18 protein-coding genes and 1 pseudogene are annotated in these 19827 nt (G+C 66.0%); 14 read left to right on the forward strand and 5 right to left on the reverse strand.

Annotation, left to right across the window (positions count from 1 at the left end; translation table 11 throughout):
- The 5 genes and pseudogenes from ACFQU0_RS00580 to fdxA form a co-directional block, all read right to left on the reverse strand.
- A pseudogene (locus ACFQU0_RS00580) lies at window positions 1-82 on the reverse strand (electron transfer flavoprotein subunit beta/FixA family protein); the annotation flags it as partial.
- 162 nt (window positions 83-244) lie between these two features.
- Window positions 245-1432, reverse strand: a complete 1188-nt coding sequence (locus ACFQU0_RS00585; protein WP_382197841.1) for an amidohydrolase family protein — start codon at window positions 1430-1432, stop codon at window positions 245-247.
- 29 nt (window positions 1433-1461) lie between these two features.
- Window positions 1462-2142: a TetR/AcrR family transcriptional regulator gene (locus ACFQU0_RS00590; RefSeq protein WP_382197844.1), complete on the reverse strand. Its 681-nt coding sequence runs from the start codon at window positions 2140-2142 to the stop codon at window positions 1462-1464.
- Between the two features lie 31 nt (window positions 2143-2173).
- Entirely contained in the window at window positions 2174-2947 is a 774-nt protein-coding gene (locus ACFQU0_RS00595; RefSeq protein WP_382197846.1) for a ferredoxin--NADP reductase, read from the reverse strand.
- Between the two features lie 21 nt (window positions 2948-2968).
- Window positions 2969-3292, reverse strand: a complete 324-nt coding sequence (gene fdxA, locus ACFQU0_RS00600) for a ferredoxin FdxA (protein WP_382197849.1) — start codon at window positions 3290-3292, stop codon at window positions 2969-2971.
- A 217-nt stretch (window positions 3293-3509) separates the two neighbouring features.
- Here fdxA and ACFQU0_RS00605 point away from each other — a divergent pair, with 217 nt between their 5' ends.
- The 14 genes from ACFQU0_RS00605 (at window position 3510) to rsmH (ending at window position 19804) form a co-directional block, all read left to right on the forward strand.
- Entirely contained in the window at window positions 3510-5123 is a 1614-nt protein-coding gene (locus ACFQU0_RS00605; protein WP_382197852.1) for a 6-hydroxynicotinate reductase, read from the forward strand.
- A gap of 2 nt (window positions 5124-5125) precedes the next feature.
- Window positions 5126-6058 (forward strand): UPF0280 family protein, encoded by a 933-nt coding sequence (locus ACFQU0_RS00610; RefSeq protein ID WP_382197855.1) that lies wholly within the window; start codon window positions 5126-5128, stop codon window positions 6056-6058.
- Window positions 6055-6696 carry an amino acid synthesis family protein gene (locus ACFQU0_RS00615; RefSeq protein WP_382197858.1) on the forward strand — a complete coding sequence of 214 codons (642 nt, stop codon included), beginning with the start codon at window positions 6055-6057 and terminating at the stop codon, window positions 6694-6696. The genes ACFQU0_RS00610 and ACFQU0_RS00615 overlap by 4 nt, the downstream gene beginning before the upstream one ends.
- A 33-nt stretch (window positions 6697-6729) precedes the next feature.
- Complete coding sequence (locus tag ACFQU0_RS00620; RefSeq protein WP_382197861.1) at window positions 6730-7314, forward strand: amino acid synthesis family protein; 585 nt, start codon at window positions 6730-6732, stop codon at window positions 7312-7314.
- 56 nt (window positions 7315-7370) lie between these two features.
- Window positions 7371-8585: an ABC transporter substrate-binding protein gene (locus ACFQU0_RS00625; RefSeq protein WP_382197864.1), complete on the forward strand. Its 1215-nt coding sequence runs from the start codon at window positions 7371-7373 to the stop codon at window positions 8583-8585.
- Between the two features lie 61 nt (window positions 8586-8646).
- A complete protein-coding gene (locus ACFQU0_RS00630; protein WP_382197867.1) occupies window positions 8647-10542 on the forward strand; it encodes an ABC transporter permease in 1896 nt (631 codons plus the stop codon).
- On the forward strand, window positions 10539-11333 hold the full coding sequence (locus ACFQU0_RS00635; RefSeq protein ID WP_382197870.1) for an ABC transporter ATP-binding protein: 795 nt from the start codon (window positions 10539-10541) through the stop codon (window positions 11331-11333). Before ACFQU0_RS00630 ends, ACFQU0_RS00635 begins: the two co-directional genes overlap by 4 nt.
- On the forward strand, window positions 11330-12079 hold the full coding sequence (locus ACFQU0_RS00640) for an ABC transporter ATP-binding protein (protein WP_382197873.1): 750 nt from the start codon (window positions 11330-11332) through the stop codon (window positions 12077-12079). Before ACFQU0_RS00635 ends, ACFQU0_RS00640 begins: the two co-directional genes overlap by 4 nt.
- Window positions 12080-12112: 33 nt before the next feature.
- On the forward strand, window positions 12113-12556 hold the full coding sequence (locus ACFQU0_RS00645; RefSeq protein WP_382197875.1) for a MarR family winged helix-turn-helix transcriptional regulator: 444 nt from the start codon (window positions 12113-12115) through the stop codon (window positions 12554-12556).
- A gap of 9 nt (window positions 12557-12565) precedes the next feature.
- Window positions 12566-13081: a (2Fe-2S)-binding protein gene (locus ACFQU0_RS00650; protein WP_382197877.1), complete on the forward strand. Its 516-nt coding sequence runs from the start codon at window positions 12566-12568 to the stop codon at window positions 13079-13081.
- A complete protein-coding gene (locus tag ACFQU0_RS00655) occupies window positions 13078-16734 on the forward strand; it encodes a molybdopterin cofactor-binding domain-containing protein (protein WP_382197879.1) in 3657 nt (1218 codons plus the stop codon). The genes ACFQU0_RS00650 and ACFQU0_RS00655 overlap by 4 nt, the downstream gene beginning before the upstream one ends.
- A gap of 22 nt (window positions 16735-16756) precedes the next feature.
- The gene (locus ACFQU0_RS00660) at window positions 16757-18187 is read left to right on the forward strand and encodes an aldehyde dehydrogenase family protein (protein ID WP_382197881.1); all 1431 of its coding nucleotides are present in this window, start codon (window positions 16757-16759) and stop codon (window positions 18185-18187) included.
- Between the two features lie 255 nt (window positions 18188-18442).
- Complete coding sequence (gene mraZ, locus ACFQU0_RS00665) at window positions 18443-18871, forward strand: division/cell wall cluster transcriptional repressor MraZ (protein ID WP_382197882.1); 429 nt, start codon at window positions 18443-18445, stop codon at window positions 18869-18871.
- Between the two features lie 9 nt (window positions 18872-18880).
- Window positions 18881-19804, forward strand: a complete 924-nt coding sequence (gene rsmH, locus ACFQU0_RS00670) for a 16S rRNA (cytosine(1402)-N(4))-methyltransferase RsmH (RefSeq protein WP_382197884.1) — start codon at window positions 18881-18883, stop codon at window positions 19802-19804.
- Window positions 19805-19827: the final 23 nt, after the last annotated feature.

A 19827-nucleotide genomic window follows, 5' to 3' on the forward strand; every position in this document is an offset into this window, starting at 1 on the left:
TGTCCACACCCGTGCCGTCCGACTTCACCCGGACCTTCACGTTGTAGTCCACCACGCGTTTGACGGGGACCAAGACTTTCATGGATTTTTCCTTTGGAATGGTGGTGTTGGGCTCCGTGCCACAGCAGCGCCGTCGCCCGATGCGATTCAAGCGGGAGACACCGCCGGGCCGGCTTTGCCGGACGGCTGGTGTCGCCCCTTGAGGGGGATGCGGCCACGCGCAGCGGGCAAGCAACGGGGTGGGTCAGAGCAGCATGGGGATTTCGGTGGCCGGTGGCGTGTTGCGGCTGCGGCCGCAGCGCACCAGGCCGTCGATCATGACCATCCCGATGCCTGGGATGTCGCCCAGTTGAACACTCTCCAGCAGGTCTTTCCCGGCCGTGTGTTGTGCTTTGTCCATGAAGACGAAGTCGGCGGCGCGGCCCACTTCGATGAGGCCACAGTTCAGGTTGCGGATGCGGGCGGTGTTGCCGGTGGCAAAACCGAACACCACCTCGGCTGGGATGCCTGCAAAGCTGGAAATGAGCGAAATGAGGCGCAGCATGCCCAGCGGCTGCACGCCTGAGCCGGCTGGACCGTCGGTGCCCAGGATGACGCGGTGGGGGCACTTGAGCTCAATGGCCGCGCGGGCGGCTTCGATGGCGATCTTTTCGTTGCCGTTGTGCACGATCTCGATGGCGCGCGAGGACTTTTCGCACAACTCACACACGTGTTTCCAGGGCAGGGCGGTGTGGCCGCCGTTGATGTGGCCGATCACGTCGGCGTCGGCCTCCAGGATCACGTCCTTGTCGATCAGGCCCGAGCCGGGGATGGACGGACCACCGGTGTGGATGGTGCTCTGGATGCCGTATTTGCGTGCCCAGGCCACCATTTGTTGCGCTTCTTCGCCGGCCTTGACGGAGCCCAGGCCCACCTCACCCAGCAGCTTGACGCCGGCGTCGGCCATGTCCTTGAAGTCCTGTTCCACCATGCCTTTTTCAATCACCGGCGCGCCGGCGATGACTTTGACGCCACCGGGGCGGAAGTTGTCAAAGGCGCGCTGCGCGGTGATGGCCAGGGCCTTGAGGCCCACGATGTCCTTGGGGCGGCCTGGCAAGTGCACCTCGCCGGCCGAGATCATGGTGGTGACGCCGCCGTTCATGGTCGATTCGATCCAGCCCAGCTGGTTCTGGCGCGGGGTCCAGTCGCCAAACACCGGGTGCACGTGGCTGTCGATCAGGCCGGGCGCCACGCAAGTGCGGCGGGCGTCGATGGTCTGGCGCGCGCCTTCGAGGTCGCAGTCTTTTTCCTTGCCAACGGCCACGATGAGGCCGTCCAACACCACGATGGTGTCGGCGCTCAGGATGGGGTTGTCGATGTCGCCCGAGAGCAGCAGGCCGATGTTCTTGATGACGACCTTGCCCGATTTTTCACTGCTTGCAGCTTCTGCCATGTGTCGCTCCGGTGTGGTGTTGAGGGGTTTCAGGGTTTGACGGTGCGCAGCACCGTGTCGATGACGAACTGTTGCCAATGCGCCATCGCATCGTGCTGTTCCAGCTTTTCGCCCAGGAAGGCGGACAGCGTGTAGCGGTTGGAGAGGTAGAAGTAGTTCAGGCCGGCGATCATGAGGTAGACGTCACGCGCCGACAGGCCACTGCGGAAGACCTTCTGCTGCACGCCACTGGCCAGCACCGACTCCAGGATTTGGATGGCGGGCGAGGAGTACTCACGCGCCCGGAGGGACTTGGAGATGTGCTTGCCCCGGTGCAGGTTCTCGTCGTTGAGCAGGGTGATGAAATCGGGGTTGCGGTGGTAGTAGTCCCAGATGAAACTCACCACCGCCACCAGCGCCTCCTCGGGCTGGTCGACATTGAGCTTGAGGCCTGCCTCGGCGTCGTTGAAGCGACGGTACAGGTCTTCGAGCACCGCGATGTACAGCCCCTCTTTGCTGCCAAAGTAGTAGTAGATCATCCGATCGTGCGACTTGGCGGCTTTGGAAATCTGGTCAATGCGCCCGCCCGAGAACCCGTGCTTGGCAAAAATGCGGGTGGCCGCGCGGAGGATGCTCTCCTGTGTTTCCTGGGCCGCCAGTTCGCGCACACCGGGCTTGCGCCCAGGAGCAGCGGGTTTGCGGGTGGTGGTGCGCGTGGCTGCGGTGCTCATGGGCGTTGGGGGCAGGGGCGAAAAGCGGTTTTCAGGATTCGGCGAAGGCGCGCTCGATCACGAAGTCGCCGGGGCGTGAGGTGTTGCCTTCGTTGAAGCCACGCGCCTCCAGCAGGTGCTTGAGGTCCTTGAGCATGCCTGGGCTGCCACAAATCATGGCGCGGTCGGTGGCTGGGTCCAGCGGCGGCAGGTCGAGGTCGGCAAACAGTTTGCCGGACTCGATCAGGTCGGGGATGCGGCCCACGTTGCGGAAGTCCTCGCGCGTCACGGTGGGGTAGTACAGCAGCTGGCTGGCGATCAGGTCGCCGAGAAACTCGTGGCTGGGCAGGTGGTCGAGGATGAGGTCGTGGTAGGCCAGTTCGTCCACCGTGCGCACGCCGTGCACCAGAATGACCTGCTCGAACTTCTCGTAGGTCTCGGGGTCGCGCACGATGCTCATGAACGGGGCTAGGCCGGTGCCGGTGGAGAGCAGGTACAGGCGTTTGCCCGGCAGCAGGTAGTCCACCACCAGGGTGCCGGTGGGCTTGCGTCCGACGATGACGGTGTCGCCCACCTGGATGTGCTGCAGGCGCGAGGTCAGCGGGCCTTCCTCGACCTTGATGCTGAGGAACTCCAGGTGGTCCTCGTAGTTGGGCGAGGCGATGCTGTAGGCGCGCAGCAGTGGCTTGTCATTGACGCGCAGGCCAATCATGGTGAAGTGGCCGTTGTTGAAGCGCAGGGCGGCGTCGCGGGTGGTGGTGAAGCTGAACAGGCGGTCGGTCCAGTGCTGGACACTGAGCACGCGTTCTTCGATGAATGCACTCATGGTGGTTCCTAAGGCGAAGGGTCAGTCTTTTAAGGTGTCGAATTTGTGGGTCCGGTCTTTCCACGCTTCTGCGTCGGGCAGCGGTGGCTTGCGCTTGGTGATCACTGGCCAGCCGGGTGCGCGCTCGGCGTTGATGGCAATGAAGTGCCGCTGATCGGCGGGCAGATCTTCTTCGGCATAGATCGCATTGACGGGGCACTCGGGGATACAGACCGCACAGTCTATGCATTCATCGGGGTCAATCACCAGGAAGTTCGGGCCTTCCTTGAAGCAGTCCACCGGGCACACATCCACACAGTCGGTGTACTTGCAGCGCACACAGGCATCGGTCACGACATGGGTCATACGAGCTCCTGAAGTGGCGGACGTTGCGCCGCCGATATTGGCATAAAGATTGCATGATGAGAAACTGGTTTAGGGTTTACTCCATGGACAGTAAGCAAAGACTACATGAAAATCTTAGTTAGTTGATGTAGGGTTTACTCCATGTACATGTAGTGTATGCTACATTAAATTTCAATCACGCTCAAGTTGAGCGTGCATTTTTGAGGCGAGCAACAGCATGACCGAGCACACCAGAACAGACGGACTGCCGGGGATGGATGAGCCCCAGGTGCTGGAGCGGGCTCGCCCGCGCAGCGAGCGGATGGCCGAGACCAAGATCGAGTGCAACGCCTGTCCGGTCTTGTGCCAGATCACGAATGGCCGCACCGGTGCGTGCGACCGTTATGCCAACCAGGATGGCGTGCTGATCCGTGTCGATCCGGTGGTGCTGTTGCGCAAGACGCTGGACGACAGTGGTGCCAAGCTGGTGCAGTTCGCCGGGCGTGTGGTGCAAAACGGTGCGCCCGATGCGCAGGACGTGTCCGAGGTGCCCGACTGGAATGGCGACCTGCTGCTGGCCGACGAGGTGTTTGTGACCGGTGTGGGCTCGTCCACCACCTACCCTGATTACAAGCCCGCACCCTTTATCGTCAGTTCCAAGGCGCAAGGCGTGGACATGGTGACCGTGGTCACCGAAGGCATCTTCAGCTACTGCAGCTTCAAAGTGAAGATAGACACCGATCGCTACCTGGGTCCCGAGCAAGCCAACGTGCGTTGCAAAGGCGAGGTGGTGGGGCACGTCACCACGGCGGAGTACGGCTCGCAGATGTTGTCGCTGGGCGGCGTGCACCACCTCACCGGTGGCAGCAAAAAAGAAGGCCGCGTCACGGTGGACATGATGGCCGCGCTGGGCAACAAGAAGGCGGTGGAGCTGACCATCGACGGTGGTGCTCAGATCGTGATCCAGGCCGGCAAGGCGCCCATTGTCAACGGCGTGGAAGAGCAGCGCATGCGCGTGGGCTGTGGCTCGGCCACGGTGGGCATCTTCGCCAAACAGTTGTACGGCAAGGTGGACGAGGTGGTGGTGGTGGACGACCACATCACCGGCGTGTTAACCGAACACCAGGCCGGCCGTTGCCTGGACATGCGGCCGTCTGGCATTGCCATGCGCGGGCGCAAGTCCACGCCCGGCCGCTACTTCCAGGTGGCCTTGCCCGGCACCGGCTGGGGCGGCACGTCGATCTCGGACCCGATGGAGGTGATCGAAGGTTGGGATGCCGATGTGGCCTGGCCCGGCCTGCGCCTGCTCATGACATCGACCACCGGCGAGCACGCCGCCTGGTACGTGCTGGACGACCAGCTGGTGCCGCGCGAGCAGCCCATGCCCGAAGCGGTGCAGGCCGTTGTGGACCGCATCGGCGAGAACTGCGAGCCGTCCATGACCACGGTGTTGTTCCTGGCCGGCGCCGGTGGCAGCCTGCGCGCAGGCGCCACCGAAAACCCGGTGCTGCTCACCCGCAGCATCAAGGACGCGCTGGTCAACGTGACCTGTGGCGGTGCACCGGCCTATGTGTGGCCGGGCGGTGGCATCACCGTCATGCTGGATGTGATGCGCATGCCCGACAACAGCTTTGGCACCGTGCCCACGCCGGCCATCATCGCCCCCATTGAATTCAGCATGCGTCTGGATCACTATGCAGCCCTGGGGGGGCACTTGGATGAGGTGCGCAGCCTGGAGGACGTGTTGCGCACTGGCGCGTGGCACAACGACGGCGCACCCACGCGCCGTCAATGGGTGCTCAACCACACCACCAACCCCTGGCCCCTGGGCCAGAAACCGCAGATCGGATGAATATGTTGGCGCAATGTCGGTCGCTCGGTGACGGGCGGCTCCACTTCCAGCACGGGCCGATGGACATCGTCCTCGGGGCCGAGGGTGATACCGCAGCGGTGCGGCAGGCGCACGCGCAGGCCTGGGAGCGCTTCCGTGGCCTCCTGCAGGAGTTGGTGGACGAGCTGCCGACGCTGCGCACCCCAGTGGACGGCGTTTGCACGCTGCGGGGCCCGGTGGCGCGCCGCATGTGGGCAGCGGCCGAGGTGCACCGTCCGGCTTTCGTCACGCCCATGGTGGCGGTGGCGGGCGCGGTGGCGCAGGAGCTGCTGCTGGCCTACGACCGCCCGGGCATCACCCGTGCGTGGGTCAACAACGGTGGCGATATCGCGCTGCACCTCACCCCGGGCACGTCGTTCCGCATTGGCCTGTACGCCCAGATCGAACGCCTGGCACGCCTGGACGCGGCGCATGGCTTGCAGGTGGACGGCGCCTTTGAAGTGGCCCACGGCAGTGCGGTGCGTGGCGTGGCCACCAGCGGTTGGCGCGGGCGCAGCTTCTCGCTCGGCATTGCCGACAGCGTGACGGTGTTGGCCGCCACGGCCGCCGAGGCCGATGCCGCCGCGTCCCTGATCGGCAACGCCGTCAATGTCGACGCCCCCGGCATCGCGCGTGTGCCGGCCAAGCATCTGAAGGACGACAGCGACCTGGGCGACATCCCCGTGACGCTGGACGTGCCCGAACTCACCCCCTGGCAGGTGGCCGAGGCCCTGAAGGCGGGCCGCGAACATGCCCTGGCCTTGCGTGCGGCCGGCCACATCCAGGCCTGCTTCATCACTTGCCAAGGCTGGACACTGTCCACCGAAACCAGCGGCACGGTGCCGCTGCCCCTCAACACATCGCACGAAACAAATGCGCCGGGCCAAGCCGCCCGCGTGCTGGAGCTTCACCCATGATCGAGATCCGAAGAACCCACACCCACGTCGAAGACATCTTTCACGAGTTTGGCCCGGTGGCGGCGCAGCCGCTGCGACGTGGCTTCATCGCCGCGGTGTTGACCAACCCTTTTGCGGGCCGGTACGAACCCAACATCCTGCCCATGATGGACGCGCTCAACGACGTGGGCACGCAGATGGCGCACCAGTTGCTGGCCGCCATGGGGGTGGACAGGGCGCAGATCGAAAGCTACGGCAAAGGTGCCATCGTGGGCGCGGCCGGCGAACACGAACACGGCGCTTTGTGGCATGTGCCCGGCGGTTACGCGATGCGCGAACTGCTGGGTTGGGGCGGCGACCGCGCGGCCTACATGGCCGGCAAGGGCGAAGACAAAACCGGCCAGCCGGGCAACGCCTTGTCCATCGTGCCTTCCACCAAAAAAGTGGGCCCGCCGGGCTGCACCCTGGACGTGCCCCTGACCCACATCAACGCCAGCTACGTGCGCAGCCACTTCGACGCCATCGAGGCGCGGGTGCCCGGTGCGCCACTGCCGGACGAGGTGGTCTACCTGCTGGCCATGGCCACCGGGCCGCGTGTGCACGCCCGTGTGGGCGGACTCAAAGCCGCCGACATCGCCAAATGGGATGGCCTGCGCTGAGGCCCTAGATCAATTGTTCTCACGAGGAAAACCATGACAGCCAAGATCAGAAAACTGCTTGTCCAGGTGGACGAGACCCGCATCGAAATGGGCCAGGCCATCAACCCGCCCACCCGCCGCGCCGTGGCCATGGCCGTGATCGAAAACCCCTGCGCCGGCCGCTACGAGCAGAACCTCGACGCGCTGATCGCCATTGGCGAAGAGTTGGGCGCGCTGCTGGGCGAGAAATGTGTGGCGGCGCTGGGCATTGCCCCAGGCGAGGCCGAAAGTTATGGCAAGGCCGCCATCGTGGGCGAGGCCGGCGAGCTGGAGCACGCCGCCGCCATCCTGCACCCCAAGCTGGGCGCGCCGTTGCGCAAGGCGGTGGAGAAGGGCGCTGCGCTGGTGCCGTCGAGCAAGAAGCGTGGCGGCCTGGGCACCGCCATCGACGTGCCACTGGGCCACAAGGACGCGGCCTTTGTGCGCAGCCACTTTGATGCCATCGAGGCGCGTGTGAGCGATGCGCCGCGCGCCAACGAGATCGTGGTGGCGGTGGCCGTCACCGACAGCGGACGCCCGCTGCCACGCATCGGCGGCCTGCAGGTCAGCGAGATCAAAGGCGAAGACGGTTTGAGGTGAGCGGCTGCGGCCCGATGCAAGCGTGAAAGTACTTTAACCCCCTGAAAGGAAAGACCATGTTCAAGTTGAATGCCCTGGCAAGAATTCGCCCGCTGATCGTGGGCGCGGCCGGCCTGTTGGTAGCGGTGGGCGCGCAGGCGCAGAGCGTGTTGAAAATCGGCGAGGTCAACAGCTACAAGGCGCAGCCCGCATTTCTGGAGCCCTACAAAAAAGGCATGCAGCTGGCGGTGGACGAGGTGAATGCGGCCGGCGGCGTGATGGGGCGCAAGGTCGAACTGATCACACGTGACGACAACGCCAACCCGGGTGACGCCGTGCGTGCCGCCGAAGAGCTGCTGTCGCGTGAACGGGTGGACGTGCTGACGGGGTCCTTCCTGTCGCACATCGGTCTGGCCCTGACCGACTTTGCCAAGCAGAAGAAGGTGTTTTTCCTGGCCGGTGAACCACTGACCGATAAGATCGTCTGGGACAACGGCAACCGCTACACCTTCCGCCTGCGCACCTCCACCTACATGCAGGTGGCCATGCTCATGCCCGACGTGACGGCGATGAAGAAAAAGCGCTGGGCCATCGTCTACCCCAACTACGAATACGGCCAATCGGCCGCCGCCAGCTTCAAGAAGCTGCTCAAGGCCGCACAGCCTGATGTCGAGTTTGTGGCCGAGCAGGCGCCGCCGCTGGGCAAGGTGGATGCCGGCAGCGTGGTGCAGGCCCTGGCCGACGCCAAGCCCGATGCCATCTTCAACGTGCTGTTCGGTGCCGACCTGGCCAAGTTCGTGCGCGAAGGCAACACCCGTGGCCTGTTCAAAGGCATGGAAGTGGCCAGCCTGCTGACCGGCGAGCCCGAGTACCTCGATCCCCTCAAGGACGAAGCGCCGGACGGCTGGGTGGTCACCGGCTACCCCTGGTACGCCATCAAGACGCCTGAGCACGAGGCCTTCCGCAGCGCCTACGAAGCCAAGTTCAAGGAGTACCCGCGCCTGGGATCGGTGGTCGGCTACTCGTCCATCAAGTCCATCATCGAAGGTGTGAAGAAGGCCGGATCGACCGACACCGAAAAGATTATCACGGCCTTCCGTGGTTTGAATGTGGTGACGCCGTTTGGCCCCATCGTGTTCCGTCCTGAAGACCACCAGTCCACCATGGGCGCCTACGTGGGCCGCACCAAAAACGAGGGTGGCAAGGGCGTGATGGTGAATTCGCGCTACATGGACGGCGCCAAGTTCCTGCCCTCGGCCGACGAGGTCAAAAAGATGCGTCCGGCGGACTGATTCCCCACATGAACAGAACGAGGCGCTGTATGTCTGACCTTTTGCAATCCACAGAGGTGGTATGAACTTCTCGGGCTTTGTTGTCCAGTTGCTCAATGGCCTGGCCGGCGCTTCGTCGCTGTTTCTGGTCGCGGCGGGCTTGTCACTGATTTTTGGTGTCACCCGTATCGTGAACTTTGCACACGGCTCCTTCTACATGGTGGGGGTCTACATTGCCTACGCGTTGGTGGACCGCCTGGACTGGCTGGGCTTCTGGTTCGCCGTGCCCATCGCGGCCCTCACCGTGGGTGTGTTGGGGGTGATCGTGGAGATGACGCTGTTGCGGCGCATCTACCGGGCGCCCGAGCTGTTCCAGCTGCTCGCCACCTTTGCCCTGGTGCTGGTCATCAAGGACGGGGTGTTGTGGCTGTTCGGCCCTGAGGAACTGCTGGGCCCACGTGCGCCAGGCATGACCGGCTCGGTGGAAATCCTGGGGCGCCAGTTCCCGGCCTACGACCTGTTCCTGATCGTGGTGGGCCCCATCGTGCTGGGCCTGCTGTGGGCGCTGCTGACCCGCACCCGCTGGGGCACGCTGGTGCGTGCGGCCACACAAGACCGCGAGATGGTGGGCGCCCTGGGCGTGAACCAGGCCTGGCTGTTCACGGCGGTGTTTGCCCTGGGCGCCATGCTGGCCGGCCTGGGCGGCGCGCTGCAGCTGCCACGCGAACCGGCCAACCTGGAGATGGACCTGCACATCATCGGCTCCGCTTTTGTGGTGGTGGTGGTGGGCGGCATGGGCTCCATCCCTGGTGCCTTTGTTGCGGCGCTTTTGATTTCTGAAATCAAAGCCATCTGCATTTGGCTGGGCCTGGTCAATGTGTTTGGCATTGAAATCTCTTTCTCCAAGCTCACGCTGGTGGCCGAGTTTGTGGTGATGGCCATCGTGCTCGTGGTGCGACCCTGGGGCCTGATGGGCAAACAGCAAGCCGCATCGCGGGCCATGGGTGAGGCCGAGATGCCCATCCGGCCTGCCGACAAGCTGTTCCTCACCGGCGTGGCCGTGTTGGCCCTGGCCCTGTTGGTGTTGCCGCCGGCCTCCAGCGGCTCGCCCTATGTGGTGGTGCTGGTGATCGACCTGCTGATCGCGGCCCTGTTTGCCGCCAGCCTGCACTTCATCATGGGGCCGGCCGGTATGCACTCCTTCGGTCATGCCGCGTACTTTGGCCTGGGCGCCTACGCGGCCGCGCTGGTGGTGCGCAAGCTGGGCCTGTCCATGGAAATGGCCTTGGTGCTGGCCCCCGTGGTGGCGGCCATAGGTGCCCTCATCGTGGGCTGGTTCAGCGTGCGGCTCTCAGGCGTGTACCTGGCCATGTTGACCCTGGCGTTCGCGCAAATCGTGTGGGCCGGTGTGTACCAGTGGGACGACTTCACCGGTGGCAGCAACGGTATGACCGGCGTGTGGCCGGCCGAGTGGCTGTCGGACAAGACCGCCTACTACTACCTCACCCTGGTGCTGGTGGCGGCGTCCTTGTGGGCCCTGCGCCGCATGTTGTTCTCGCCGTTTGGCTACGCGCTGCGCGCCGGACGCGATTCCTTCCTGCGTGCCGACGCCATCGGTTTGGACGTCAAGGCCATGCAGTGGGTGGCTTTTGTGATCGCGGGTGCGTTTGCTGGCGTTGCCGGGGCGCTGTTCGCCTTCTCCAAGGGCTGCATCTCGCCCGAGGCGCTGAACGTGAGCCGCTCGGTCGATGGCCTGGTGATGGTGCTGCTGGGCGGCATACAGACCCTGGCCGGCCCGGTGGTGGGTGCGGTCAGCTACACCTGGCTGCACGACGTCATGGCGCGCAGCACCGAATACTGGCGTGCCCTGCTGGGCGCGGTGATCCTGATCCTGGTGCTGCTGTTCCCGCAGGGCATTGCCGGCTTCTTCCGGCAGCTGCTGGACCTGCGCCGCGTACAAACGGAGGTGGCGCGATGAGCCTGCTGAAAGTCGAAAACCTGGGCAAGTCCTTTGGTGGTGTCAAGGCCGTCGACGGCATCAACTTCGAACTCAAGGCCGGCGAGCTGCTGGCCTTGATCGGGCCCAACGGCGCTGGCAAGTCCACCACCTTCAACATGGTCAACGGCCAACTCAAGGCCGACCGGGGTTCCATCACCCTGGCTGGCACCGAACTGGTGGGCCTGCAGCCGCGCGACATCTGGCGCCTGGGCGTGGGCCGCACCTTCCAGATCGCCGCCACCTTCTCCTCGCTCACCGTGGTGGAGAACGTGCAGATGGCCTTGCTGTCGCAAGACAAAAAGCTGTTTTCCTTGTGGTCGGCGGCGGCCAAACACCGCCGCAGCGATGCGCTGGATTTGCTCGACATGGTCGGCATGGCCTCGCAGGCCGACCGGCCCTGCAGCGTGTTGGCTTACGGCGATGTGAAGCGCGTGGAGTTGGCCATTGCCATGGCCAATGCCCCCAAGCTGCTGCTGATGGACGAGCCCACCGCCGGCATGGCACCCAAAGAGCGCAACGAGCTGATGGCCCTGACCAAGAAGCTGGTGACCGAACGCGGTGTGGCCGTGTTGTTCACCGAACACAGCATGGACGTGGTGTTCGCCTACGCCGACCGCATGGTGGTGCTGGCGCGCGGCCGCCTGATTGCCGAGGGCAAGCCCGACGTGATCCGTGACCACCCCAAGGTGCAGGAGGTGTATTTCGGTTCCGGCAAGACGTTCGAAAAATCCCAGGAAGCTGGCAAGGCGCCAGAGGAGCAAGCGGCATGACAGCCCCCCAGACACACAGCCCCGAGGTCTTGCTGGACGCACACGGTCTCAGGGCCTGGTACGGTGCGGCCCAAATCCTGTACGACATCAACCTGCAGGTGCGGCGTGGTGAGGTGGTGGCGTTGATGGGCCGCAACGGCGCCGGCAAGTCCACCACGCTCAAGACCCTCATGGGCCTGATGGACAAACACAAGGGCACGGTCAGCTTCATGGGCCACGACGTGTCGGACGCGCAGCCACACCAGATCGCCTCGTTGGGCATGGGTTTTGTGCCCGAAGACCGGCGTGTGTTCACCGACCTGACCGTGACCGAAAACCTGGAAGTGGGGCGCCAGCCGCCGCGCCGATGGCCCGACGGCAGCGATGCGCCGGTGTGGACGCCGCAAGACCTCTACAAGCTCTTCCCCAACCTGGGCGAGATGACCGACCGCCCCGGCGGCCGCATGAGCGGTGGCGAGCAGCAGATGTTGACCGTGGGCCGCACGCTCATGGGCAACCCCTTTCTGGTGCTGCTCGATGAACCTTCCGAAGGCGTGGCGCCGGTCATCGTCGAGCAGATGGCCCACATGATCCTGGAGCTCAAAACCAAGGGCGTGAGCATCCTCTTGTCGGAGCAGAACCTGCACTTCGCGGAACTGGTGTCTGATCGGGCCTACGTGCTCGAAAAAGGCCAGATCCGTTTCGAGGGCACGATAGAAGAACTGTCCCGCGCAGAGGACATCCGGCGTGCCTATTTGAGTGTCTGAGATCCTTTCTACCCCCCACGGAGCGAGACAAACATGAGCACCCCACAGACCCCGAACGACTACCGCGTGACCGACCAGGTCGGCCACCTGCTGCGCCGCGCCTACCAGCGCCACACGGCCATCTTCCAGTCGGTTGTGCCGGCCAACAAGCTCAGCGCCGCCCAGTTTGTGGTGTTGTGTGCGGTGCGCGACCACGCGGGTGCCACCATCGGCGACATCGTGCAGGCCACGGCCATGGACGAGCCGGCGGTGCGTGGCATCGTGGAGCGCTTGAAGTGGACCGACCTGGTGAGCGTGGCCCACGAACCGGGCGACAAGCGCCACGCCACCGTGACGCTGACGGCCCTCGGGCAAACCACGGTGGACGAGACCCTGCCCCACGCACAGCACATCTCCGAACTGACCTTTGGTGACCTGAGTGCGGACGAACGTCAGCAGTTGACGGCGCTGCTGCGCCGCATCAGCGGCACCGCTTAACGACCGCGCATGGCCGCTCTTTCCTCCCAAGACCAGCCCATCGCGCTCACCGTCAACGGCAGCACCCACCCGCTGACGGTGGGGGGCACCGCCACCCTGTTGCAGGTGCTGCGCAACGACCTGGGGCTCAACGGGCCCAAATACGGCTGTGGTCTCGGCCAGTGTGGCGCCTGCACCGTGCACGTGGACGGCGTGGCCGCACGGGCCTGCGTGATTCCGGCGGCCAAGGTGCAAGGCCGGGCCATCACCACGCTTGAAGGCCTGGGCGACCGCCTGCGGCCCCACGTGGTGCAGAACGCCTTCATCCAGGCCCAGGCCGCGCAGTGTGGCTACTGCCTCAACGGCATGATCATGACCACCGCCGCCCTGCTGGCCCACAACCCCCGGCCCAGCCCACAGTCCGTGCGCGATGCCCTCTCGGGCAACCTGTGCCGCTGTGGCACCCACATTGAAATCCTGGCCGCCGTGGAGCGTGCCGTGGCGGCGTTGTCGCCCATTCCGCCGTCCGAACCCACCAACGCATGAACCGAAGCGAACGCCTTTCCCGGCTGCGTGCGCGCAGCGATTTCCTGTCTGCCACCGGTGTGCTGCTGGTCACCCGTGACCCGCCACCGCCGCCCGCTCCGGCGCCCGGCCAACCCCCCATCGTGGCCGGCAACCCGGCCGAAGGGGTGGAGGTGTTGCTGTCGGTGTGGGACGACAGCACCGCCCTGGGCCTGCACGGCCACGTCGACCTGGGCACCGGCATCCGCACCGCGCTCGGCCAGATCGTGGCCGACGAGCTGGACCTCACCATGGACCAGGTGGACATGGTGCTCGGCGACACCGGCCGCGCGCCCAACCAGGGCCCCACCATCGCCAGCGCGTCCATCCAGATCCACGCCGTGCCCTTGCGCAAGGCGGCGGCCCAGGCGCGTGCCTGGCTGCTGGCCGAGGCCGCGCGTCAACTTGACTCGCCGGTGGAAAGCCTCACCGCCGACGGCGGGCAGGTGCGCGTGGCGGGCGATGCCACGCGAAGTGTGAGCTACGGTCAGTTGCTGCAGGGCCGGCGCATCGAACTGCGCCTGGACCTGGACAGCCCCGTCAAAGCGGTGGCCGACTACCGCGTGGTGGGCCAGCCGCAGCCGCGTGTGGACATCCCGACCAAGGCGTTTGGCGACGCGGTGTTTGTGCACGACATGCGCGTGCCCGGCATGTTGCACGGGCGCGTGGTGCGCCCGCCTTACGCGGGCGCCGACCATGGCGACTTCATCGGCAACACCCTCGAATCGGTGGACGAGCGCTCCATCGCCCACATCCCCGGCATCCGTGCGGTGGTGGTGATCCGCGACTTCGTGGGCATCGTCGCCGAGCGCGAGGAGCAGGCGGAGGCCGCCTGTGCCGCCCTGGTGGTGCGCTGGAAGCCCTGGCCGGGCATGGCGCCGCTGGGCGACCTGGCCCAGGCCCTGCGTGACAACCCGGCCCGCCCGCGCCAGTTGGTGGACGAGGGCGACGTCGGCCAGGCCCTGGCCGGTGCCAGCCAGGTGATGGAACGCACCTACGTGTGGCCCTACCAGATGCACGCCTCCATCGGCCCCTCGTGTGCCGTGGCCGACTGGTTGGGCGATGCGGGCACACCAGCGCTGCGCGTCTACGCGGGCACACAAAACCCGCACGTGCTGCGCGCCGACCTCTCGCGCCTGATGGGCGTGGGCGATGTGGCGGTGGACGTGGTCCGCATGGAGGCCGCCGGCTGCTACGGCCGCAACTGCGCCGACGACGTGGCGGCCGACGCCGCACTGCTCTCGCGTGCCGTCGGCGCGCCCGTGCGGGTGCAGCTCACGCGCGAGCAGGAGCACCTGTGGGAACCCAAGGGCGCGGCCCAGCTCATGGAGGTGCGCGGCGGCATCACCGCCGAGGGTGGCATCGCTGCCTACGACTTCCGCAGCGCCTACCCGTCCAACGCGGCCCCCACGCTCGCCTTGCTGCTCACGCGCACGGTGGAGCCGGCGGCCACCGCCTTCGAAATGGGCGACCGCACCGCCCGCCCGCCCTACGACATCGCCGATCTGCGCGTCACCGTCAACGACATGCCGCCCATCCTGCGAGCCTCGTGGCTGCGCGGGGTGTCGGCCATGCCCAACTCGTTTGCGCACGAGTCCTACATCGACGAACTGGCCGTGGCCGCCGGAGTCGATCCGGTCGAATACCGCCTGCGCTACCTCAAAGACCCACGCGCCAGCGAACTGCTGCAGGCTACCGCCCAGCGCGCCGGCTGGACACCCCACACCCAGCCCCAAGGGCAGGGCGCGACCGGCGACTGGTTGCACGGCCAGGGCGTGGCCTACGCGCGCTACGTGCACAGCAAGTGGCCCGGTTTTGGCGCCGCCTGGGCGGCCTGGGTGGCCGATGTGGACGTGAACCAGAAAACCGGCGAGGTCCACGTCAAGCGGGTGGTGGTGGGCCACGACGCGGGTCTCACCATCAACCCCGCTGGCGTCGAACACCAGATCCACGGCAACGTGTTGCAGACCACCAGCCGCGCGCTGAAAGAGCAGGTGCGGGTGGACCCCGACACCGGCGTGGTGGCCTCGCGCGAATGGGGCAGCTACCCCATCCTCAGTTTTCGCGAGGTGCCGGTGATCGAGGTCATGCAAATGCCTCGGCCCGACCAGCCGCCGCTGGGCGCGGGCGAGTCGGCCTCGGTGCCGGGCACGGCGGCCATCGCCAACGCCATCTTCGACGCCACTGGCGTGCGTTTCCGCCAACCCCCGTTCACCGCCGAGGTGGTGCGCGAAGCCTTGAACCCGCAGCGCCTGGACGCGCCCGCAGCCGCCGCACCGCCCCTGCCCGAGGTGCCGGCGGACGCGCCCTGGCCACGCCGGCGCAGTGCCTGGCAAAGTGGGTGGTTAAGGGCCGCCGCCTTGCTGGCCGGTGGGGTGGGCGTATTGCTGGGCCTGGCCGGTTGGCGCTCGGCCATCGCGCCCGTGGCGCCCAGCACCGCCGCGGTCTACACGGCCGAGACCATCGAAAAAGGCCGACAACTGGCCGCGCTGGGCAACTGCGCGCACTGCCACACGGTGGATGCGGGTAAACCCCTGGCCGGTGGCCTGGCCATGGACACGCCCTTTGGCACGGTCTACACCACCAACATCACACCCGATGTGACCACCGGCATTGGCGCCTGGTCCTTCAGCGCCTTCCAGCGCGCCATGCGCGAAGGCATCTCGCGCGATGGCCACCACCTGTACCCGGCCTTCCCGTACACGGCGTACACGCGCATGAGCGACGACGACCTCACCGCCCTGTACGCCTTCCTCATGAGCCAGAAGCCGGTGCGCGCCGAGGCGCCCGCCACGCAGCTGCAGTTCCCGTTCAGCGCGCGGCCCTTGCTCGCGGGCTGGAACGCGCTGTACCTGGAGGCGGGCCCGCGCAAAACCACCGAAACCACGCGCTCAGAGTTATGGCAACGTGGCGAGTACCTGGTCAACGGGGTGGGCCACTGCGGCGCCTGCCACACCGAGCGCAACGCCCTGGGCGCCGAGCGCGAGGGCATGGCCTTTTTGGGCGGTGCCATGGTCAAGGGTTGGGAGGCGCCCTCGCTCACGGCCCGCCACCCCGGCCCCGTGCCCTGGACCGAGGACGCCTTCTACAGCTACCTCAAACACGGCCACAGCCCACAACACGGCATGGCCGGCGGCCCCATGGCCGACGTGGTGCGCAACCTGCAGGACGTGCCCGAGGCCGACGTGCGTGCCATGGCCCACTACTTGGCCTCTTTCGGCCAGCCCACCACAGCGGCCCAGGCCGAACAGGCAGCCACCCAGGCCATCGCCACCGCAGCGGCGGGCGCGCCGGAACTGCAGGGCTCGGCACAACGCATGTTCGACCAGGCCTGTGCCGCCTGCCACCACGACGGCAACGGCCCGCGCCTGCTGGGCGTGAACGTGCCGCTGGCCCTCAACACCAACCTGCACAGCGCGCACCCCGACAACCTGCTGCGCAGCATCCTGGAGGGCGTGCAAGACCCGACCACGCGCGACATCGGCTTCATGCCCGCCTTCAAGGACGCGCTGGACGACCGCCAGCTGGTGGAGCTGGCCGGCTACATGCGCCAGCGTTTTGCGCCGCAACAGCCGGCCTGGACCGACCTGCCCGCTGCCGTCGCCCGTGCCCGCGCGGCCAGCGCCCGCCCCTGACTTTTTCTCAAGGACTTTGCCCATGCACCACAACCTCATCGCCGGCGAATGGCTGGCCGGCACCGGCTTGCGCCGCAACATCAACCCCTCCGACACCAGCGATCTGGTGGGCGAATACGCCCACGCCGACGCCGCCCAAACCGAACGCGCCATCCAGGCCGCGCGCCAGGCCTTTCCCGCGTGGTCGCGCGGGTCGGTGCAGGTGCGTGCCGACGCGCTGGAAAAAATCGCCGCCGAACTGCTGGCCCGCAAGGACGAGCTGGGCAACCTGCTGGCGCGCGAAGAAGGCAAGACCCTGCCCGAGGCCGTGGGCGAGGTGGCCCGCGCCGGCCAGATCTTCCGCTTCTTTGCCGGCGAGGTGGTGCGCGCCAGCGGCGAGCACCTGCCTTCGGTGCGCCCGGGCATTGAGGTGGACATCACGCGCGAGCCCATCGGGGTGGTGGGCATCATCACGCCCTGGAATTTCCCCATCGCCATCCCCGCGTGGAAGATTGCGCCGGCGCTGGCCTACGGCAACTGCGTGGTGTTCAAGCCGGCCGACCTCGTGCCCGGCAGCGCCTGGGCGTTGGCCGAAATCATCAGCCGCAGCGGCATCCCGCCCGGGGTGTTCAACCTCGTCATGGGGCCGGGCAGCCAGGTGGGGCAGACGCTGCTGAACCACGCGGACATCGACGCCATCAGCTTCACCGGTTCGGTGGACACGGGCCGGCGCGTGCTGGCCGCCACCGCGCCGCGTTTTGCCAAGGTGCAGCTGGAGATGGGCGGCAAGAACCCGCTGGTGGTGCTGGACGACGCCGACCTCGCGCGTGCCGTGGAATGTGCGGTGCAGGGCAGCTACTTCTCCACCGGCCAGCGTTGCACCGCGTCCAGCCGGCTCATCGTGCAGCGTGGCATTCTGCCGCGTTTCACCGAGGCGGTGGTCGAGCGCCTGAAGACGCTGAAGGTGGATGATGCGCGCGCACCCGGCACCGACATCGGCCCGGTGGTGGACGAGTCGCAGCTCGCGCAGGACCTGTCCTACATCCAGATCGGCCAGGACGAAGGCGCGCGACTGGCCTTTGGCGGGCGCGTGCTGGAACGCGCCACCCAGGGCTTTTATTTGGAGCCCGCGTTGTTCGTCGACGCCGAGCCCGGCATGCGCATCGCACGCGAGGAGATTTTTGGCCCGGTGGCCTGCATCGTGCCGGCCGACAACTTCGAGCACGCGCTGGCGCTGGCCAACGACACGGCCTTTGGCCTGTCGGCCGGCATCTGCACCAGCTCGCTCAATCACGCCACCCAGTTCAAGCGCGAGGCCCAGGCCGGCATGGTCATGGTCAACGCCGCCACCGCCGGTGTGGACTACCACGTGCCCTTTGGCGGCCGCAAAGGCAGCAGCTACGGCCCACGCGAACAGGGCCGTTACGCGGCCGAGTTCTTCACCACCGTGAAAACCGCGTACACCGCCGCCTGAAGCCGCTCCCGCCCACGTTCGGCACCCGGCCCGCGTCAGCGCGCCGGGTGTTCTTTTTGAAGCAACACATTCAGAGCCCTCGCTAAGTGCTTCATTTTTAATAAGTTTTGGCTTGTAAGTGGCTTTGCAAAACTTGTCTAAGTGCTTGATTTCATTGAAAAAATTTCCGACAAGTGGCTGGTGCTCCGTGGATTTCCTGATAAAGTGGGGAAAAGTGCAATTTAGTGGTGAAAAGTGTAGTTTTCAGGTAATCACGTGTTCCAAGGCGCCTCCTCCCTCAGTCTCGATGCCAAAGGCCGGTTGTCCGTGCCGACGCGGCATCGCGACGTGCTGAGCGCCACGGCCGCGGGCCAGTTGACCATCACCAAACACCCCCACGGCTGCCTCATGGTGTTCCCGCGTGGCGAGTGGGAGGTCTTCCGCGACCGCATCGCCGCCTTGCCCATGTCGGCCCAGTGGTGGAAGCGCATCTTCCTGGGCAACGCCATGGACGCTGAAATGGACGGTGCTGGCCGGGTGCTGATTTCGCCCGAACTGCGTGCCGCCGCCGGCCTCACCAAGGATGCTGTGCTGCTGGGCATGGGCAACCATTTCGAACTCTGGGATGCCGCCACCTACGCGGCCCAGGAGGCCGAGGCCATGCAGGGCGAGATGCCCGATGCCCTCAAGGACTTTTCTTTCTAAGGGCCGACGGTGCAAGACACATTCAGTCACCGCACCGTCCTGTTGAACGAGGCGGTTGACGCTCTCTCGGTTCAGCCGGATGGCCACTACATCGACGCCACCTTCGGTCGGGGCGGGCATTCGCGCCTCATTCTCTCGGGCCTGTCGCCCTTGGGCCGTCTGACTGTGTTCGACAAAGACCCGCAGGCGATTGCGGCCGCCAATGCCCTGGCCGATGTGGACGAGCGCATCAGCGTGCGCCACGAGGGCTTCAAACAACTGGGGGAGCTGGAGGCTGCCTCCGCTGACGGGGTCCTGATGGACCTCGGTGTCAGCTCCCCTCAGATCGACGACCCCACACGGGGTTTTTCTTTTCGCCACGACGGCCCCCTGGACATGCGCATGGACACCACGCGCGGCCAGAGTGTGTCTGAGTGGATTGCAACGGCCGATGTGGCCGAGATGGCGGAGGTGATACGTGAATACGGCGAAGAACGGTTTGCTCAACCGATTGCAAAGGCGATTGATCGTCGCCGACAGGAACGGGGCCCTCTTCGAACCACCGCCGAGTTGGCCGAAGTCGTGGCTGGCGCGGTCAAAACCCGCGAGCCGGGCAAGGACCCTGCAACGCGCACATTTCAGGCTTTTCGGATTTTCATCAACGCCGAGCTTGAAGAGTTGCAACAAGCGCTGACGGCGGCTTTGAAGGTCTTGCGCCCCAAGGGCCGTTTGGTGGTGATTTCATTTCACTCGCTGGAAGACCGCATCGTCAAACAGTTCATTGCCCAGCATTCGCGCGAGGTGTTCGACCGCCGCGCGCCCTTTGCCGCGCCCAAGCCCATGGCTTTGCGCAGCATCGGCCGCGTGATGCCTTCGGCCGAGGAGGTGGCCGAAAACGCGCGCTCGCGCAGTGCGGTGATGCGCGTGGCCGAGCGCACGGAGGTGATGGCATGAGCGCAGCACACGAAGTGGCAAGC

The sequence above is a fragment of the Hydrogenophaga defluvii genome (assembly GCF_042665235.1).
In the GTDB taxonomy this organism is placed as follows: Bacteria; Pseudomonadota; Gammaproteobacteria; order Burkholderiales; family Burkholderiaceae_C; genus Hydrogenophaga; species Hydrogenophaga defluvii_A.

Excerpts from the sequence above, each read along its gene's own strand:
- ACFQU0_RS00585 (WP_382197841.1), bottom strand. The coding sequence starts at position 1,432 with ATGGCAGAAGCTGCAAGCAGTGAAAAATCGGGCAAGGTCGTCATCAAG.
- ACFQU0_RS00590 (WP_382197844.1), bottom strand. The coding sequence starts at position 2,142 with ATGAGCACCGCAGCCACGCGCACCACCACCCGCAAACCCGCTGCTCCT.
- ACFQU0_RS00595 (WP_382197846.1), bottom strand. The coding sequence starts at position 2,947 with ATGAGTGCATTCATCGAAGAACGCGTGCTCAGTGTCCAGCACTGGACC.
- fdxA (WP_382197849.1), bottom strand. The coding sequence starts at position 3,292 with ATGACCCATGTCGTGACCGATGCCTGTGTGCGCTGCAAGTACACCGAC.
- ACFQU0_RS00605 (WP_382197852.1), top strand. The coding sequence starts at position 3,510 with ATGACCGAGCACACCAGAACAGACGGACTGCCGGGGATGGATGAGCCC.
- ACFQU0_RS00610 (WP_382197855.1), top strand. The coding sequence starts at position 5,126 with ATGTTGGCGCAATGTCGGTCGCTCGGTGACGGGCGGCTCCACTTCCAG.
- ACFQU0_RS00615 (WP_382197858.1), top strand. The coding sequence starts at position 6,055 with ATGATCGAGATCCGAAGAACCCACACCCACGTCGAAGACATCTTTCAC.
- ACFQU0_RS00620 (WP_382197861.1), top strand. The coding sequence starts at position 6,730 with ATGACAGCCAAGATCAGAAAACTGCTTGTCCAGGTGGACGAGACCCGC.
- ACFQU0_RS00625 (WP_382197864.1), top strand. The coding sequence starts at position 7,371 with ATGTTCAAGTTGAATGCCCTGGCAAGAATTCGCCCGCTGATCGTGGGC.
- ACFQU0_RS00630 (WP_382197867.1), top strand. The coding sequence starts at position 8,647 with ATGAACTTCTCGGGCTTTGTTGTCCAGTTGCTCAATGGCCTGGCCGGC.
- ACFQU0_RS00635 (WP_382197870.1), top strand. The coding sequence starts at position 10,539 with ATGAGCCTGCTGAAAGTCGAAAACCTGGGCAAGTCCTTTGGTGGTGTC.
- ACFQU0_RS00640 (WP_382197873.1), top strand. The coding sequence starts at position 11,330 with ATGACAGCCCCCCAGACACACAGCCCCGAGGTCTTGCTGGACGCACAC.
- ACFQU0_RS00645 (WP_382197875.1), top strand. The coding sequence starts at position 12,113 with ATGAGCACCCCACAGACCCCGAACGACTACCGCGTGACCGACCAGGTC.
- ACFQU0_RS00650 (WP_382197877.1), top strand. The coding sequence starts at position 12,566 with ATGGCCGCTCTTTCCTCCCAAGACCAGCCCATCGCGCTCACCGTCAAC.
- ACFQU0_RS00655 (WP_382197879.1), top strand. The coding sequence starts at position 13,078 with ATGAACCGAAGCGAACGCCTTTCCCGGCTGCGTGCGCGCAGCGATTTC.
- ACFQU0_RS00660 (WP_382197881.1), top strand. The coding sequence starts at position 16,757 with ATGCACCACAACCTCATCGCCGGCGAATGGCTGGCCGGCACCGGCTTG.